11 protein-coding genes and 2 tRNA genes are annotated in these 16,369 nt (G+C 70.1%); 10 read left to right on the top strand and 3 right to left on the bottom strand.

Annotated features, from left to right (window positions below):
- The first annotated feature begins 164 nt into the window (after positions 1–164).
- The 4 genes from ACUN0C_RS18300 (at position 165) to ACUN0C_RS18315 (ending at position 5,095) form a co-directional block, all read left to right on the top strand.
- Positions 165–1,541 carry an L-serine ammonia-lyase gene (locus tag ACUN0C_RS18300; protein WP_445467845.1) on the top strand — a complete coding sequence of 459 codons (1,377 nt, stop codon included), beginning with the start codon at positions 165–167 and terminating at the stop codon, positions 1,539–1,541.
- A 41-nt stretch (positions 1,542–1,582) separates the two neighbouring features.
- Positions 1,583–3,562, top strand: coding sequence for an acetyl/propionyl/methylcrotonyl-CoA carboxylase subunit alpha (locus ACUN0C_RS18305; protein ID WP_445467846.1), 1,980 nt, complete (start codon positions 1,583–1,585; stop codon positions 3,560–3,562).
- A 70-nt stretch (positions 3,563–3,632) separates the two neighbouring features.
- Entirely contained in the window at positions 3,633–4,070 is a 438-nt protein-coding gene (locus ACUN0C_RS18310; RefSeq protein ID WP_445467847.1) for a DUF1489 family protein, read from the top strand.
- Complete coding sequence (locus tag ACUN0C_RS18315; protein ID WP_445467848.1) at positions 4,067–5,095, top strand: LysR substrate-binding domain-containing protein; 1,029 nt, start codon at positions 4,067–4,069, stop codon at positions 5,093–5,095. The genes ACUN0C_RS18310 and ACUN0C_RS18315 overlap by 4 nt, the downstream gene beginning before the upstream one ends.
- Here the strand turns inward: ACUN0C_RS18315 and ACUN0C_RS18320 are convergent.
- A complete protein-coding gene (locus ACUN0C_RS18320; RefSeq protein ID WP_445467849.1) occupies positions 5,022–5,720 on the bottom strand; it encodes a glutathione S-transferase N-terminal domain-containing protein in 699 nt (232 codons plus the stop codon). The genes ACUN0C_RS18315 and ACUN0C_RS18320 overlap by 74 nt on opposite strands.
- A gap of 211 nt (positions 5,721–5,931) precedes the next feature.
- On the opposite strand from ACUN0C_RS18320, the gene argC reads away from it, so the two are divergent.
- On the top strand, positions 5,932–6,981 hold the full coding sequence (argC, locus tag ACUN0C_RS18325) for an N-acetyl-gamma-glutamyl-phosphate reductase (RefSeq protein WP_445467850.1): 1,050 nt from the start codon (positions 5,932–5,934) through the stop codon (positions 6,979–6,981).
- 55 nt (positions 6,982–7,036) lie between these two features.
- On the opposite strand, the gene ACUN0C_RS18330 is transcribed toward argC, so the two are convergent.
- Positions 7,037–9,706 (bottom strand): Rne/Rng family ribonuclease, encoded by a 2,670-nt coding sequence (locus ACUN0C_RS18330; RefSeq protein ID WP_445467851.1) that lies wholly within the window; start codon positions 9,704–9,706, stop codon positions 7,037–7,039.
- Between the two features lie 463 nt (positions 9,707–10,169).
- On the opposite strand from ACUN0C_RS18330, the gene ACUN0C_RS18335 reads away from it, so the two are divergent.
- The 3 genes from ACUN0C_RS18335 (at position 10,170) to prfB (ending at position 15,118) form a co-directional block, all read left to right on the top strand.
- Entirely contained in the window at positions 10,170–11,366 is a 1,197-nt protein-coding gene (locus tag ACUN0C_RS18335) for an N-acetylmuramoyl-L-alanine amidase (protein WP_445467852.1), read from the top strand.
- A gap of 131 nt (positions 11,367–11,497) precedes the next feature.
- Positions 11,498–13,927, top strand: coding sequence for a penicillin-binding protein 1A (locus tag ACUN0C_RS18340; RefSeq protein ID WP_445467853.1), 2,430 nt, complete (start codon positions 11,498–11,500; stop codon positions 13,925–13,927).
- Positions 13,928–13,989: 62 nt separating this feature from the next.
- Positions 13,990–15,118, top strand: a protein-coding gene (gene prfB, locus ACUN0C_RS18345) for a peptide chain release factor 2 (RefSeq protein WP_445467854.1) whose coding sequence is annotated in 2 segments (ribosomal slippage) — positions 13,990–14,058 and positions 14,060–15,118 — 1,128 coding nt in all. Because the reading frame shifts where the segments join, the coding sequence is not laid out codon by codon here.
- 34 nt (positions 15,119–15,152) lie between these two features.
- Here prfB and rlmB read toward each other — a convergent pair.
- Positions 15,153–15,974 carry a 23S rRNA (guanosine(2251)-2'-O)-methyltransferase RlmB gene (gene rlmB, locus ACUN0C_RS18350; RefSeq protein ID WP_445467855.1) on the bottom strand — a complete coding sequence of 274 codons (822 nt, stop codon included), beginning with the start codon at positions 15,972–15,974 and terminating at the stop codon, positions 15,153–15,155.
- Positions 15,975–16,113: 139 nt separating this feature from the next.
- On the opposite strand from rlmB, the gene ACUN0C_RS18355 reads away from it, so the two are divergent.
- A tRNA-Tyr gene (locus ACUN0C_RS18355) sits at positions 16,114–16,198 on the top strand.
- Between the two features lie 22 nt (positions 16,199–16,220).
- Positions 16,221–16,294, top strand: a tRNA-Gly gene (locus ACUN0C_RS18360).
- Positions 16,295–16,369: the final 75 nt, after the last annotated feature.

A 16,369-nucleotide genomic window follows, 5' to 3' on the forward strand; every position in this document is an offset into this window, starting at 1 on the left:
CCAATCAATGCCGATCTCCACCGAGTTCAGGTACACTTTGATTTATTTACCCTAATTCCGGCCGAGGTGTGGCCGCGCGGAACCGATCCTGCCTTGGGGCACTGGTCCTCGATTCTCCCCGGTCGGAGCGCTAACCTGAGGCGTGCCGTTTTCGGGGCCGGGTGATGTTTCTCAGCATCTTCGACATCTTCAAGATCGGGATCGGGCCGTCGAGTTCGCACACCGTCGGGCCGATGGTGGCGGCCCGGCGCTTCCTGGATGGGCTCGGCGAGCAGGCGCGCGGGCGGATCACGGTGACCCTGCACGGCTCGCTCGCTTTCACGGGGCGGGGGCACGCCACCGATCAGGCGGTCGCGCTCGGGCTTGCAGGCGAATCACCCGAAACCGTGGATCCGGACCGGGTGGAGCCGATCCTCACGCGTCTCGCGGAGGAGAAGTGCCTCGCCGATGCCGGCAGGCCCCGGCTCCTGTTCGACCCGGCGGCGGATGTCCTGTTCGATTACGGGCCGCCGCTTACCGGCCACGCCAACGGCATGGTGTTCCGGCTGTGGGAGGAAAGCGCGTCAGCGGTTCGGGAAGAGACTTACTATTCCGTCGGCGGGGGCTTCGTCGCCACGGCCGCAGAGCTGGCGCAGCTCCAGTCGGGGCGAGGCGGCTCGTCCTCCTACGGCGTGCCGTTTCCCTTCGCGACGGCAGGCCAGATGCTCGAGATGGGCGAGGCCGCGGGGCTCACGATCGCCGCGATGAAACGCGCCAACGAGGAGGCACGCCGGCCCGAAGGCGGGCTCGACGACGGCATCGACCGCGTCGTCGGCGCCATGAACGCGTGCATGGACCGTGGGCTGACGCAAAGTGGGACGCTGCCCGGCGGTCTGAAGATCAAGCGGCGCGCGCGGGCGATCCACCAGCAGCTGATGGCGGAGAGCGGCTCGAACATGCTGCAGCCGCACCGGCTCATGGACTGGCTGGGCGTCTACGCGATGGCGGTGAACGAGGAGAATGCCGCCGGCGGGCGGGTCGTAACGGCGCCCACCAACGGCGCCGCCGGCGTGATCCCCGCCGTGCTGCGGTACTACACGCATCATTGCCTCGGTGCCGACGAGGCGAATGTAAGGGACTTTCTGCTCTCGGCGGCCGCGATCGGCGGCATCATCAAGCACAACGCTTCCATCTCCGGGGCGGAGGTCGGCTGCCAGGGCGAGGTTGGGTCTGCCGCGGCAATGGCGGCCGCCGGGCTCGCCGCCGCGCTCGGCGGCACGAACGCTCAGGTGGAGAACGCGGCGGAAATCGCGCTCGAGCACCATCTCGGAATGACCTGCGATCCGATCGGCGGTTTGGTCCAGGTGCCGTGCATAGAGCGGAACGCGCTCGGTGCGGTGAAGGCGGTGACGGCGGCCTCGCTCGCGCTGCGTGGGGACGGCTCGCATTTCGTCCCCCTCGACGATTGCATCGAGACGATGCGCCAGACCGGGCGCGACATGAGCGACAAGTACAAGGAGACGTCCCGCGGCGGCCTGGCGGTAAACGTGGTCGCCTGCTGATCCCGCTTGCGCATCGCGCGCGTCGGAACGACAACTCCTGCATGTTCCGATCGCTGCTCGTCGCCAACCGGGGCGAGATCGCCCGCCGCATAATCCGCACCGCACGGCGCATGGGCCTGCGCACGATTGCCGTCGCGACGGAGGCCGACCGCTCCTGGCCGCACTGGCGGGAGGCGGACGAGGCCGTCTTCATCGGGTCCGGGCCGGCTTCGGAAAGCTACCTGTCGCTCGAGCGCATCGTCGCGGCCGCCCGGGACAACGGCGCAGATGCCCTGCATCCGGGCTACGGATTCCTCTCCGAAAATGCGGGCTTCGCGGAAGCCTGCGCCGATGCGGGATTGATCTTCGTCGGCCCCCCACCCGCCGCGATGCGCGCGATGGGATCGAAGGCCGAGGCGAAGCGGCTGATGGTGCAGGCCGGCGTGCCCGTCGTGCCGGGCTATCACGGCGAGCGCCAGGAGGCCGGGTTCCTGCGGCAGAAGGCCTACGAGATCGGCTATCCGCTGCTCGTGAAGGCCGTCGCCGGCGGCGGCGGGCGCGGCATGCGGCGGGTCGACCGCGCCGTGGATTTCGACGCTGCGCTGGAATCGGCACGGCGCGAGGCGCAGAACGCGTTCGGCGACGACCGCGTGCTCCTGGAGCGCTACGTCGGCAATCCGCGCCACATCGAGATCCAGGTCTTCGCCGACGGTGCCGGGCGGACGATCCATCTGGGGGAGCGGGACTGCTCTGTGCAGCGCCGCCACCAGAAGGTGATCGAGGAGGCGCCGGCACCGGGGATATCAGCCGCCTTGCGCATGGCGATGGGGCAGGCGGCGGTCCGGGCGGCGGAGGCGGTCGGATATTGCGGCGCGGGAACGGTCGAGTTCGTGCTCGAGCCGCCGAAGGCAAATGGCGACCCCGCCTTCTTCTTCCTCGAGATGAACACCCGGTTGCAAGTGGAGCATCCGGTTACGGAAATGGTCACCGGGTTCGACATCGTCGAGTGGCAGATCCGGGTCGCGGCGGGCGAGGCTCTGCCGGTCGGGCAGGAGGATGTCCGCTTCGAGGGGCACGCGGTGGAGGTGCGCCTTTACGCGGAGGATCCGCGCCACGATTTCCGGCCCTCGACGGGGCGGATCTGGGCCGCCGCGTTCCCCGAGGGGCCGGGGATCAGGGTCGATTCGGGCGTCGCCGAGGGAAGCGTCGTCAGCCCCTTCTACGATTCGATGCTGGCCAAGGTCATTGCTCACGGCGCGGACCGGGCCGAAGCGCTGGCGCGCCTGCGCGGCGCGCTCGTCGAGACCACCATCGCCGGGCCGAAGACCAACATTGCGTTCCTGAGCGCGGTCACCGGCCATCCGGATTTCGCCGCGGGCAGCGTCGACACCGGGTTTCTGGACCGGATCCTGCCGGTTCTGGCGCTGCCGGAGCCAGGCCTCGGATCGGCCGCGCCGGTCGTGGCGGGCCGGATCGCCGCCGAGGCGGCGCAGGCGGCGGAGCGGGTGCGCGGTCCCTGGGCGCGGACGGACGCGTTCGAACTGACCGGACTGGGCCGGCGCCAGACGCTGGCCGTCGAGATCGAAGGCCGCCCGGCGGAGGCGATCATCGCCTGGCACCACGGGGGTCCCGCAGTCGTCGAACTGGACGGCACGCGCATCGAGCCGGCACCGCCCGCAAAGGTCGTGTGGGGGGACAAGTGCGCGTTCGTCCTCGCGGAGGGCGAGCAGCTCGCGGTCGGATTTTCGGACGCCCTCGACCGCGCCGTCGGACTCGCCGTCGACGGCGGCATCGTGCATGCGCCGATGCACGGCAAGGTGCTTCACGTCGCTGTCGCGGAGGGGGATATCGTCGCGCAGGGCGCACCCCTCTTCGCGCTCGAGGCGATGAAGATGGAGCACACGCTGGTGGCCCCGATCGCCGGCCGCGTGGCCAAGGTCCGGATCACGCCGGGCGAACAGGTGGAGGAGGGCGCCGTCGCGATCCTGATCGAGCCGGCGGCGGAAGCCGAGCCCGCAGCGGGGGAGGCGGCGGGCGCATGAGGCCTGTGGAAGGCGGGCGGTGCGACGACGGACCCGTTCCCAGGAGGGGCCGGCGGCGATAAGGAGGGCCATGGCACTCCATCTCGTGAAGCTCTGCGTCGGCTGCGACTCGGTCCAGGACCTGCAGGACTGGATCGACGAGCGCATGGCCGCGATGCGTCGCGCCGGCGAGGCGGCCGAGCAGCGGCACACCACCCGCATGGTGCCGAAGCGCGTCGACGAGCTCCTCGACGGCGGCTCGCTCTATTGGGTGATCCGCGGCAGCGTGCAGGTGCGCCAGCGCCTCCTCGCGATCCGCCCCTTCCGCGACGGCGACGGCATCCAGCGTTGCCATCTCGTGCTGGAGCCGGCCCTGGTCGCGACCGAATGGCAGCCGCGTCGCGCCTTCCAGGGCTGGCGCTACCTCGACCAGCGCGATGCGCCCGCGGACCTCGGCTCGGCGCTCAGCGAGGCCGACGGGCTGCCGCCCGCGCTCAGCCGCGCGCTCGCGGAGCTCGGGCTGCTTTGAGGGGACGGGCGACGTCCCTTCAACGGCTTTCGCTGCGGGATCTCGAATACATCATAGCGGTTGCGGAGGAGAGGCATTTCGGGCGGGCGGCGGAGAAGTGCCACGTCTCGCAGCCGGCCTTGTCGGCGCAGGTGCGCAAGCTCGAGGACCTGCTCGGGCAGGTCCTGTTCGAACGGACGCCGCGCGGCGTGCTGGTGACGGCGGAGGGCGAGCGGATCATCCCGCATGCGCGCCAGCTCGTGCTCGCCGCGCGCCGTTTCCTGGACCTCGCCGGCCGGTCGGATCGGCTTCACGGCGACCTGCGGATGGACGCGATCGCCACGCTCGGGCCGTACCTCTTCCCGCACATCCTGCGGCCGCTCCGGGACCGTTTCCCGGACGTCCACTTCATCCTGCGCGAGAGCCGGACAGAGCGCATCCTTGCCGCCCTTGCCGGCGGCGAGGCCGATGTCGGGCTCGTGTCGCTGCCGATCCGGGAGGAGGGCCTGGCGAGCCAGCCGCTCTTCGAGGAACCGTTCGTCGCCATCCACCCGGCCGGGCGGGAACTCGGCGCCGGGGCGGCCCTCGACATGGACCGGCTCGACCGCTCCGACCTGCTCCTGCTGGAGGAGGGGCACTGCCTGCGCGACCAGGCGCTCGCGCTCTGCCATGCCGGGGAGGTGCGCGTGGCGCTGCACGCGACGAGCCTCGAAACGCTCTGCCACATGGTGGCGGCCGGCGCCGGCTACTCGCTCCTGCCGGCGCTCGCGGTCGACCCGGGCGAGACGTTCGGCGGGCTGATCGCCTATACGGCCTTCGACGATCCGCGCGCGCGGCGGACGATCGGCCTCGCCTTCCGCGCGACGGATCCGCGGCGGGACCATTTCGCCGCCCTCGCCGAGGCGATCCGCGACAGCCTGCCGGAAGGTGTGCGCCGGATCGCGCCGGGCGAGCCGGCGGCACGCGCGCGCGTCAGCCCCGAGGCGCCGTCACCGCCGCGCGCCCGATCCCGCCATAGAGGTCGAGACCGCGCCCGAACCAGCTGAGGACCGGGTCGTCGGCAGCGAGCGGCAATTCGCCGTGGATCGTGTAGAGCCACATCAGAGAGCCGAGGACGACGTGATCGGCGTAGCGCGGCTCCGCGCCGCCCAGCCATTCGTGGCGCGCCAAAGCATGGCGGACCGTTGCCAGCGCCTTCGCGAAGGACTCGCGGTTCGCGTCCACCCCGGTCGTGAAGGCTTCCAGCGTGGTGCGGTACCGCGCCTCGCGGCTCGAGCGGAAATAGGCCTGGTCCGCAGGCGCGAGCAGGTCGTGGATCCGGCTGATGATCATGGGCGCGATCGCCGGATGCAGCTGGAACATCGACCAGCCCTCCACGAAGCGAGCGGCCGCCACCGCGGCCGCGTTCTCGAACAATGCCGGCCGGTCGGGATGCTCCGCCTCCAGGTGCAGGGCGATGTCGAACGATTCCGCAATGAGGTGGCCGTCCTCTTCCAGCACGGGCACGCTCCGGAACGCGCCGTCGCCGATGGTCCCGACCTCCGTGAAGGCCGTCGGGACGGTCTCGTGCGCCACGCCCTTGTGCGCCAGGGCGAAGCGCACGCGCCAGCAATAGGGGCTGAAGAGCAGGCTGCGATCCGCGCCGCAGAGTTCGTAGAGCCGCACCGTCATGTCAGTTCCTCTTGCGCCGAAAAGGCCGGACGGCCCGGCCAGGGAGCAAACCGCTAGTCGAAGAACGGCGCGGCGACAATGGATCGCCGGCAGCGGCCGGAGCTGCCGAACGCTGCCCTGCGAGGCGAGCAAGGCCACGTGAGCCCGGGTGCGGCGTTTACTCCCGCGGGCCGAGGCGCTAAGCCCGCGCCCCGGACCCCACGGAGACATCATGGACAGGATCAGGATCGCCGTACTCGGAGCCTCCGGCTATACGGGGGCGGATCTCGTCCGCCTGAGCGTGCGCCATCCGAACGTCGAGATCGTCGCGCTGACGGCGAACACCCATGCCGGCCGGCCGATCGGCGAGGTCTTCCCGCACCTCTCGATGCTCGACCTTCCGGACCTGCTGAAGTGGGAGGACGTCGACTGGTCGGGCCTCGACGCGGCGTTCTGCGGCCTGCCGCACGGCACGACGCAGGAGATCACGGCGGCGGTGCTGGGCGAGAACCCGCGCCTGAAGATGATCGACATGTCGGCCGACTTCCGGCTGCGGGACAGATCCGTCTACGCCGAGTGGTACGGCCATGAGCACCGCGCGCCGGATCTGCAAGGCGAGGCGGTCTACGGCCTCACCGAGCACTATCGGGAGGCGATTCGTGACGCGCGGCTGATCGCCTGCCCGGGCTGCTATCCGACGGCCGCGCTGCTCGCCTTGCTGCCGATCGTGGAGGCGAAGCTCGTCGATGCCTCGGAGATCATCATCGACGCGAAGTCCGGCGTGTCCGGCGCAGGACGCGGCCTGAAGCAGAACACGCTCTTCTGCGAGGCGGGGGAGGGGTTGTCGCCCTATTCGATCGGCAAGCACCGCCACGCGCCCGAGATCGAGCAGGAGATCGGCGCAAAGGCGGGCGGGGCGGTGGTCGTCAACTTCACGCCCCACCTCATCCCGATGAGCCGGGGCGAGCTCTGCACGTCCTATCTGCGCCTCGCCGGCGGCGCGACCGCGGACGACCTGAGGAACCGGCTCGCCGAAGCCTACCGCGACGAGCCCTTCATCCAGGTCCTGCGGAAAGGGGGCATCCCGCAGACCCAGAACATCCGCGGTTCGAACTACGTGCAGATCGGCGTCTTCGAGGACCGCATCCCCGGACGCGCGATCGTCATCTCGGTGCTCGACAATCTCGTGAAGGGATCGGCCGGGCAGGCGCTCCAGAACATGAACGTCGCCTTTGGGCTCCCCGAGACGACGGCTCTCCAGCAGCTGCCGATGTTCCCCTGAACGCAAGACCGGGCGGCCGAGGCCGCCCGGGATTTCCTGCAGGCCGGCCCGCCGCTCAGAAGAACGAGCGGCGGCTCCACCAGCCGGTCCGCTTCGGACGGTCGTCCTCCGGCTCCGGCTCGGGCTCGGCCACCGCCGGCTCGGGCTGCCGCTCGGCGGCGGCCGGCTCCGGCTGCGGCTCCGGTTCGGCCGGGCGCGCCTCCGGCTCGGCCGCGACCGGCCCGGCCGTTGCAGGCTCCGCCTCGGGAGGCTCCCAGGACGCCTGCGCGTCTTCCACGGGCTCGGCCGCATTGCCAGACTCGGCAGCCTCGGGCTGATCCTGCGCCGGTGCCGCGAAGGCCGGCTCTTCCTCGTGCCGTTCGGCTGATTCCCTCAGCGCCGCTTCTTCCTCGGCGTGGCCATCGGCCACCTGCGTTGCGGCGTGGCCCGCGTCGGACGCGGAGACAGCCTCGTCCTCGGCATGGACAGGCGAGGGGCCTTCGCCCTCCTCCTCGCCAATCCATTCGCCTTCGGAAGCGGCGCCCGCCTCGCCCTCGGCATAGGCCTCGTCCTGGCCGGGAACGCCGCCGTTCTCGCGGCCCCTGCCGCGCCGCCGCCCGCCGCGGCGGCCGCGCCGCCGGCGCTTCTGCGCGGCATCGGACTCCTCGCGTTCACCGTCGGCGGCGACCGTCTCCGTGCCTTCGTCGGATTCCTCGGCAGGCTCTTCGGCGGCCGGCTTCTCCCGATCGGCGCGTTCCGCGCGCGGCTCGCCGCGGCGCTTGCGGCGCGACGGCCGCTCGCCCTTGCGCGATGGCTCGGCCTCCTCGGCCACCTCGGCGACTTCCGGCGCTTCCTCCTCGACCTCGGGCTCGAGCGATTCAGCGACCCCGAGCATCGCCACCGCGGTGGAACGGTCGGGCTGCTCCGCCACGACATGGCCGCGCTCGATGGCGTAGCCCGCGCCGGTCGGCGGCGATTCGCCGGAGACGGTGATCGTCAGGCCGAACCGCATTTCCAGCTGCGCAAGATGGGCGCGCTTCTGGTTCAGCACGTAGAGCGCGACGTCCGGCCGGGTCCGAACGATGAGGTGGTGTCCGCTCGAGCGGATCAGGTGGTCCTCGAGGGCCCGCAGGATCTGCAGCGCAAGCGAGGACATGGAGCGGACCTGCCCGGTACCGTGGCAATGCGGGCAGGGCTCCGAGGAACTCTCCAGCACGCCGGTGCGGATGCGCTGGCGCGACATTTCGAGCAGCCCGAAATGGGAGATCCGCCCGACCTGGATGCGCGCCCGGTCGGCCCGCAGGCAGTCCTTGAGCTTCCGCTCGACCGCGCGGTTGTTGCGGCCCTCCTCCATGTCGATGAAGTCGATCACGATGAGGCCGGCGAGGTCGCGCAGGCGGAGCTGGCGGGCGACCTCCTCGGCCGCTTCGAGATTGGTGTTGAGGGCGGTGTCCTCGATCGAGTGCTCGCGCGTCGAGCGGCCCGAATTGACGTCGATGGAGACGAGCGCCTCGGTCTGGTTCAGCACGATGTAGCCGCCCGACTTCAGCGTCACCTGCGGCGAGAACATCGCGTCGAGCTGCGTCTCGACGCCGAAGCGCGAGAAGAGCGGCGTCGCCTCGCGATAGGCCTGCACGTTCTTCGCATGGCTCGGCATGAGCATGCGCATGAAGTCCTTGGCCTCGCGATAGGCGTCGTCGCCGGCGACCAGCACCTGCTCGATCTCGCGCGAATAGAGGTCGCGGATGGAGCGCTTGATGAGGCTGCCTTCCTCGTAGACGAGGGTGGGCGCGGTGGAGCGCAGCGTGAGCTCGCGCACGTTCTCCCACAGCCGCAGCAGATATTCGAAATCGCGCTTGATCTCGGTCTTGGTGCGGTTGGCGCCGGCCGTGCGCAGGATGACGCCCATGCCCTCCGGAACCTCGAGCTCGGAGGCGATCTCCTTGAGGCGCTTGCGGTCGGCAGCCTGCGTGATCTTGCGGGAAATGCCGCCGCCGCGCGCGGTGTTCGGCATCAGGACCGAATAGCGACCGGCGAGCGAAAGATAGGTGGTGAGCGCCGCACCCTTGTTGCCGCGCTCCTCCTTCACGACCTGGACGAGCAGCACCTGCCGGCGCTTGATGACCTCCTGGATCTTGTACTGGCGCGGCCGCGGCTTGCGCCGCTCGGGCACCTCCTCGAGGGCGTCCTCGGCCCCGACGCTCTCGACCTGATCGGCGTCGTCGGCATCCGCGTCGCCGTTCTCGCCGGCCGCATCGCCGTTCGCGGGCTCGGCCGCGTCGCGGGCCGGCAGCTCCTCGCCCGAATCGGCCGCCTCGCCATCGGCGGCCCGCGCCTCGGCCACCTCGGCGCCCCGGTCCGCGGCCTCAGAGGCGGCGGCGGGCTTGCGGCCGGACCGGCGCGACCTGCGGCGACCGCCGGCCTCGGCCTCGTTCTCCTCGCGGTTCGCTTCCGCCTCGTCCTCGGCCTGCTGCTCGATCAGCGCCTGCCGGTCGGCGAACGGGATCTGGTAGTAGTCCGGGTGGATTTCGGAAAAGGCCAGGAAGCCGTGGCGGTTGCCGCCGTACTCGACGAAGGCGGCCTGCAGCGAAGGCTCGACCCGCGTTACCTTGGCGAGGTAGATGTTGCCGCGCAGCTGCTGCCGGTTGGCGGCCTCGAAATCGAATTCCTCGACCTTGTTGCCGCGCAGGACGACCACGCGGGTCTCCTCCGGATGCGCGGCATCGATGAGCATCTTGTTGGACATGTAAGGCTGACTCCGGACCCGCGCGGCCAAGCATCGGGCTTGCGCGATTGCACGCGCGCCGCGCCGGATCGAATGATTGTGGAGCGCGAAAGGAAAGCTCCTGGGCCGGCGGCGATCCGGGACGTCGTGCTGCGCGCCGGCGGGCGGCGGTGCGCCGATCCCTCCCTCGCAGCAGCATGTCTCGATCGCCGGACGATCATCGGCCGACCTTTCGGGCAGGTTCGGGGCCGGGGCCCCGGATTATGCGGCCGTTGCTGTTTGGGTGCATCGGCCCGTATTCACCCCGGGCCCGTTCCGACAGAACTCGGCTGGCATGGAAGCGTCGCGCCGCGCCGGTGGACGGCCTAGGAAGAATCCGTCGATCTCCTTTTATGAACGACGTGCCCGCATTGCAAGTGCGCGTATCGGCCTTGTCTCCGCCGCATAGCTGGGCGAACACTCGTCCGTCCAGTTCAGCGCCGACATGATCCGACCGCTCCTCCTCGCCCTCGCCCTCGTCCTTGCCGGGTCGCCGGCCCGCCCTGCCGATGCGGCGGTGGTCGCCGACCTGCGGCTCGTCGGCGACGCCGAGCGGACGCGGCTCGTGGTGGACGTCGACGCCGCGCCGGAATTCGGCCTGCTGCGCCTCGCCGACCCGTACCGGCTGATCGTCGACCTGCCCGACGTGAGCTTCTCGGGCGAGCCGAAGCCCGGGGAGGGGCGCGGGCTGGTGAGCGACTACCGCTACGGCCTGATCGAGGCCGGCAAGGGACGGATCGTCCTCGATTTGACGGGGCCGGTGGAGATCGCCCGCAGCTTCGTGCTGCCGGCGGCGGGACCGCAGCCGGCGCGCCTCGTCGTCGACATCGTGCCGACCAGCGAGGAGACGTTCCGCGCCGCCGCGCGCCAGGATGCCGGCGCGGCCGACGACGATGCGGACGGCGCTCCGGTCGCGGCCCGGCCGAACGCCGCGCGGGCCGGGCGCCCGGTCGTCGTCATCGATCCGGGCCACGGCGGCATCGATGCCGGCGCGACCGGCGAGAACGGCCTGCAGGAGAAGGAGATCACGCTCGCCTTCGCGCTGGAGGTGGCGCGCAGCCTGCGGGAGGGAAACCGCGTCGAGCCGGTGCTGACGCGAAGCAGCGACGAGTTCCTCTCGCTCTCCGAGCGGGTGGAGTTCGCCCGCGCCAACCAGGCCGGGCTCCTCGTCTCCATCCACGCCGACACCGTGCGGCAGGACTACGTGCGCGGCGCCACCGTCTACACGCTGTCCGACGACGCCTCCGATGCGCTCGCCGCCGCCGTCGCGGAACGGGAGAACCGCTCCGACATCCTGGCCGGCCTCGCCATCCAGGACCAGCCGGACGACGTGGCCAACATCCTGTTCGACCTCGCCCGGCGCGAGACGAAGAATCTTTCCGTGCGCTTCGCCAAGTCGCTCGTCGGGGAGCTCGGGACCTTCCTGCCGCTGAACAAGAGCCCGTGGCGGCGCGCCGCCTTCCGCGTGCTGAAGGCGCCGGACGTGCCGTCGGTGCTGCTGGAGCTCGGCTACCTCTCGAATCGCGACGACGAGGAGCGCCTGACCTCGGTCGAATGGCGCCGCAAGGGCGCTGACCGCATCGCGCGGTCGATCGAGGCCTTCATGGCCGGACCGGCCGTCTCGCAGCACTCCTCGCAGTGATGTGTGGTATAGTGATCACATTGCAGCGCCGGCGGTAAGGGTTTCCTCACCTGCCCAAGTTTCATCACAAAACTGCACGATGCCGGATCGGGTACCTTGGCCGGCGGCCGCCAAACGAGGCTAATTAGCTCATGCTTCTCAGATTCTTCGGCTACATCTTCGGCATTGGCGTGTTCCTGGTGCTGATCGTCGCCGTCGGGGTCGCCGTGGTCCTCCACAAGTACAACCAGGACCTCCCCGACTTCGACGTGCTGGCCAAGTATGAGCCCCCGGTCATGACGCGCATCCATGCCTCGGACGGGCAGCTGGTGGCGGAATATGCGCGCGAGCGCCGCCTCTACCTGCCGATCCAGGCGGTGCCGGACCTGATCAAGGCGGCGTTCCTGTCGGCCGAGGACAAGAACTTCTACGAGCATGGCGGGCTGGACCCGGAAGGCATCATCCGCGCGCTGGTGACGAACGTCCGCAACCGCGGCTCGGGGCGGCGCCCGGTCGGCGCCTCCACGATCACGCAGCAGGTCGCCAAGAACTTCCTGCTGACGAACGAGCTCAGCTACGAGCGCAAGATCAAGGAAGCGCTGCTCGCGCTGCGCATCGAGCAGGCCTATTCCAAGGACCGCATCTTCGAACTCTACCTGAACGAGATCTATCTCGGGCTCGGCTCGTATGGCATCGCCGCCGCCGCGCTCAACTATTTCGACAAGGCGGTCAACGAACTCACCATCGCGGAGGCCGCCTATCTCGCCGCGCTGCCGAAGGCGCCGGAGAACTACAACCCGTTCCGCGACACCGAGCGCGCGGTCGAGCGGCGCAACTGGGTCATCGACCGCCTCGTCGAGAACGGCTACATCCGCGCCTCCGACGGCGATGCCGCCAAGGCCGAGCCGCTCGAGGTGAACCCGCGGCCGCGCGGCGGCTACCTGTTCGCGTCCGAGTTCTTCGCCGAGGAGACGCGCCGCAACCTGATCGACATGTTCGGCGCCGAGAAGCTCTACGAGGGCGGGCTTTCGGTGCGCACCACGCTCGACCCGAAGCTGCAGCAGGTCGCGCGCGCCGCGCTGCATCACGGCCTGATGAAGTTCGACCAGGCGCGCGGCTTCCGCGGCCCGGTCAAGACCGTCGACGTCAACGGCGACTGGGGCAAGGCGGTCGCGGAGATCCCCGCTCTGTTCGACGTGCCGGAATGGCGGCTGGCCGTGGTCCTCGCCGCCTCGGACGACGAGGCGGTGATCGGCCTGCAGCCGCGGCGGCTCGCCTCGGGCAAGCACTCCGAGGATCGCGATACCGCGACGATCCCGCTCGCCCAGATGAAGTGGGCGAAGAGCGGCCTCAAGAAGGTTTCCGCCGTCCTGAAGCCCGGCGACGTCGTCTACGTCGAGAAGGTGCCGGACAAGCCGAAGGTCTATGCGCTCCGCCAGCCGCCGGAGGTGCAGGGCTCGCTCGTCGCGATGGACCCCTATACCGGCCGCGTGCACGCGCTGGTCGGCGGCTTCTCCTTCGCGGAGAGCGAGTTCAACCGCGCCACCCAGGCGTGGCGCCAGCCGGGGTCCTCGTTCAAGCCCTTCGTCTATGCCGCGGCGCTCGACAACGGCTACACGCCGTCCTCGGTGGTCCTCGACGCGCCGCTGGAGATCCAGGCGGGCCGGGAGGTCTGGCGGCCGGTCAATTACGGCGGCAAGTTCTACGGCCCGTCGACGCTCCGCCTCGGCATCGAGAAGTCGCGGAACGTCATGACGGTGCGGCTCGCCAAGGACATGGGGATGCCGCTCGTGGCCGAGTACGCGCAGCGCTTCGGCATCTACGACAAGCTCGGCCTCTATCTGCCGATGTCGCTCGGCGCCGGCGAGACGACCGTCATGCGCATGGTGACGGCCTATTCCGTCCTCGCCAATGGCGGCCGCAAGATCGACCCGACGCTGATCGACCGCATCCAGGACCGCTTCGGCAAGACCATCTACCAGCACGACCAGCGCGTCTGCGAGGGATGCGAGGCCGATGCCTGGAAGGGGCAGGCCGAGCCGGAGCTCGTCGACAATCGCGAGCAGGTGCTCGACCCGATGACGGCGTACCAGATCACCTCCATGATGGAGGGCGTGGTCCAGCGCGGCACAGCGACCGTCGTGCGCGAGGTCGGCAAGCCGATCGCCGGCAAGACGGGCACCACCAACGAGGAGAAGGACGCCTGGTTCGTCGGCTACTCGCCGGATCTCGTGGTCGGCGTCTTCATCGGCTACGACAAGCCGCGGCCGATGGGGAAGGGCCAGACCGGCGGCGTGCTCGCCGCACCGGTGTTCACGGAATTCATGAAGGTCGCCCTCGCGGATGCGCCGGCGAAGCCGTTCCAGGTGCCGCCGGGCATCAATCTCATCCCGATCGACGCGCGCACCGGCCTGCAGACGGCAGGCACCGGCGGCGGCGTGATCCTGGAGGCCTTCAAGCCGGGCACATCGCCACCGTCGAGCTACTCGATCATCGGCTACCAGGATTCCATGGGCCGGCCGCTCACCGTGTCGCCGGAGGCGGACAAGGCTGTTGCCACGGGCACTGGCGGCCTCTACTGATCGCGACCAGATTCTGAAGGGCGCGGACATCGTCCGCGCCCTTTTCATTCGGGACGGACGAGATGCGAGCAGAAGTCGAAGCGCGGGTCGCAGAAATCCGGGATGCCCTCAGCCTGATACGGAGGCATCTTTGACTGGGATGTCGCTGAAAGACGGCTCGCGGAGCTGAACGCCCGCGTCGAGGACCCGACGCTCTGGGACGATCCCGCCGACGCGCAGAGCGTCATGCGCGAGCGCCAGAACCTCGATACCGCCATCACCGCAGTGAAGGCGATGGAGCGCGAGCTCGCCGACAACATCGAGCTGATCGAGCTCGGCACGGCCGAGGGCGACGAGACCGTCGTGGCGGACGCCGAGGCGGCCGTCATGCAGCTGGCGAAGGAAGCGGCGCGCCGGCAGGTCGAGACCCTGCTGTCCGGCGAGGCGGATTCGAACGACACCTATCTCGAAGTCCATGCCGGCGCCGGCGGGACGGAGAGCCAGGACTGGGCCGCCATGCTCCTGCGCATGTACACGCGCTGGGCGGAGCGGAGCGGCTGCAAGGTCGAGGTGCTCGAATACCATCCCGGCGAGGAGGCCGGTATCAAGTCGGCGACGCTCCTCATCAAGGGGCCGAACGCCTATGGCTGGCTGAAGACGGAATCGGGCGTCCACCGGCTGGTCCGGATCTCGCCGTTCGATTCGCAGGCGCGCCGGCACACGAGCTTCGCGAGCGTCTGGGTCTACCCGGTGGTGGACGATTCCATCGACATCCAGATCAACGAGAGCGAGGTTCGGACCGACACCTACCGGGCCTCCGGCGCCGGCGGCCAGCACATCAACACGACCGATTCGGCGGTGCGCCTCACGCACATCCCGTCCGGCATCGTGGTCGCCTGCCAGAGCGAGCGCTCGCAGCACAAGAACCGCGCCACGGCCTGGGACATGCTGAGATCGCGGCTCTACGAGGAGGAGCTGAAGAAGCGCGAGGAGGCCGCGATGGCGCAGGAGGCGACGAAGAGCGAGATCGGCTGGGGCCACCAGATCCGCTCCTACGTCCTGCAGCCGTACCAGCTCGTGAAGGACCTTCGGACGGGCATCGAGCACACGACGCCCTCCGACGTGCTCGACGGCGATCTCGACCGCTTCATGGAGGCCTCGCTCGCGCAGCGCATCGGCGGCAGCGCCGAGGCCGCTGCCGCGGCGCAATAGCGTCCGATCCGCGCCCGCCGCGGAGGCGGAGCGTTCAGGCGTGCGACGGCGGCTTCGTCGCGTCCGCGCGATTTTCGCGGGGGCGGGTGACGGCGTAGAGCGCGACCGCGGCCGCGTTCGACACGTTGAGGCTCCTGATCGCGCCGGGCATGTCGAGGCGGACGAGGTGGTCGCAATGCTCGCGCGTGAGCCGGCGCAGGCCCTTGCCCTCGGCGCCCAGCACGAGGGCAACCGGGCCGCCGAGCTCGACCGCCTCGATCGGAACCGCATTCTCGCTGTCGAGCCCGAGGCGGAGCACGCCCGCCTCGCCGAGCGCGGCGAGCGCGCGGGCGAGGTTGCCGACGCGGACGATCGGCACGTGCTCGAGCCCGCCGGACGCCGCCTTGGCGAGGACGCCCGATTCGGCCGCGCCGTGGCGCTCCGTGGTGACGAGCGCGTCGGCGCCGAATGCGGCCGCGCTCCGCAGGATGGCGCCGACATTGTGCGGGTCCGTCACCTGGTCGAGGACGACGAGGAGGCGGGCATCCTCGACTTCGTCGAGCTCCACCTCCGGCAGCGGGTCGGCGGCGAGCACGATGCCCTGGTGGACGGCGCCGGGGCCGGCGGCGCGGTCGAGTCCGCGCGCGTCGACGATCTCGACGATGCCGGACGGAAGGCCGGGCGCCTCGCGCGCGAGCCGGTCGGCAGCGTTGCGGGTGGCGAGCACCTTGCGGACCTGGCGGCGCGGATTGGCGAGCGCGGCGAGCGCGCTGTGCCAGCCGTAGATGACGACCTGGCCGCCCGCGGCTCCCGCGCCCGGGCTGCGCCGCGCAGGCGGCGTTCCGAGCCTGCGCCCGTCGCGTGTCCTGTCCTTCATGCCGCGCTTGTGCCATGCCGCCGGCGCGCCGACAAACCGTTGACAGGGCATGGGGGCGTCTGCATATACCCGGCGCGAAGCACACCGCTCGCAAGGGCGGTGCTTTGCTTTCGGCTGAGGCTCGATGGCCCGCGCCGCTGGAGGGGTGCCCGAGTGGTTAAAGGGGACGGACTGTAAATCCGTTGGCTTAGCCTACGTTGGTTCGAATCCAACCCCCTCCACCAGCGGCCCGGCGATCGGTGATCGGCGGGTATAGCTCAATGGTAGAGCAGCAGCCTTCCAAGCTGAATATGCGGGTTCGATTCCCGCTACCCGCTCCAACCGCCGGAAGCTTTCGAACGAGAACCGGGCGCGCGAGCGCCCGCCGACGGATCTGAACGGGAAGACCGCGACGC

The organism is Faunimonas sp. B44 (genome assembly GCF_052655945.1).

Coding starts and splice junctions, on each gene's coding strand:
- ACUN0C_RS18300 (WP_445467845.1), top strand. CDS start 165: ATGTTTCTCAGCATCTTCGACATCTTCAAGATCGGGATCGGGCCGTCG.
- ACUN0C_RS18305 (WP_445467846.1), top strand. CDS start 1,583: ATGTTCCGATCGCTGCTCGTCGCCAACCGGGGCGAGATCGCCCGCCGC.
- ACUN0C_RS18310 (WP_445467847.1), top strand. CDS start 3,633: ATGGCACTCCATCTCGTGAAGCTCTGCGTCGGCTGCGACTCGGTCCAG.
- ACUN0C_RS18320 (WP_445467849.1), bottom strand. CDS start 5,720: ATGACGGTGCGGCTCTACGAACTCTGCGGCGCGGATCGCAGCCTGCTC.
- argC (WP_445467850.1), top strand. CDS start 5,932: ATGGACAGGATCAGGATCGCCGTACTCGGAGCCTCCGGCTATACGGGG.
- ACUN0C_RS18330 (WP_445467851.1), bottom strand. CDS start 9,706: ATGTCCAACAAGATGCTCATCGATGCCGCGCATCCGGAGGAGACCCGC.
- ACUN0C_RS18335 (WP_445467852.1), top strand. CDS start 10,170: ATGATCCGACCGCTCCTCCTCGCCCTCGCCCTCGTCCTTGCCGGGTCG.
- ACUN0C_RS18340 (WP_445467853.1), top strand. CDS start 11,498: ATGCTTCTCAGATTCTTCGGCTACATCTTCGGCATTGGCGTGTTCCTG.
- rlmB (WP_445467855.1), bottom strand. CDS start 15,974: ATGAAGGACAGGACACGCGACGGGCGCAGGCTCGGAACGCCGCCTGCG.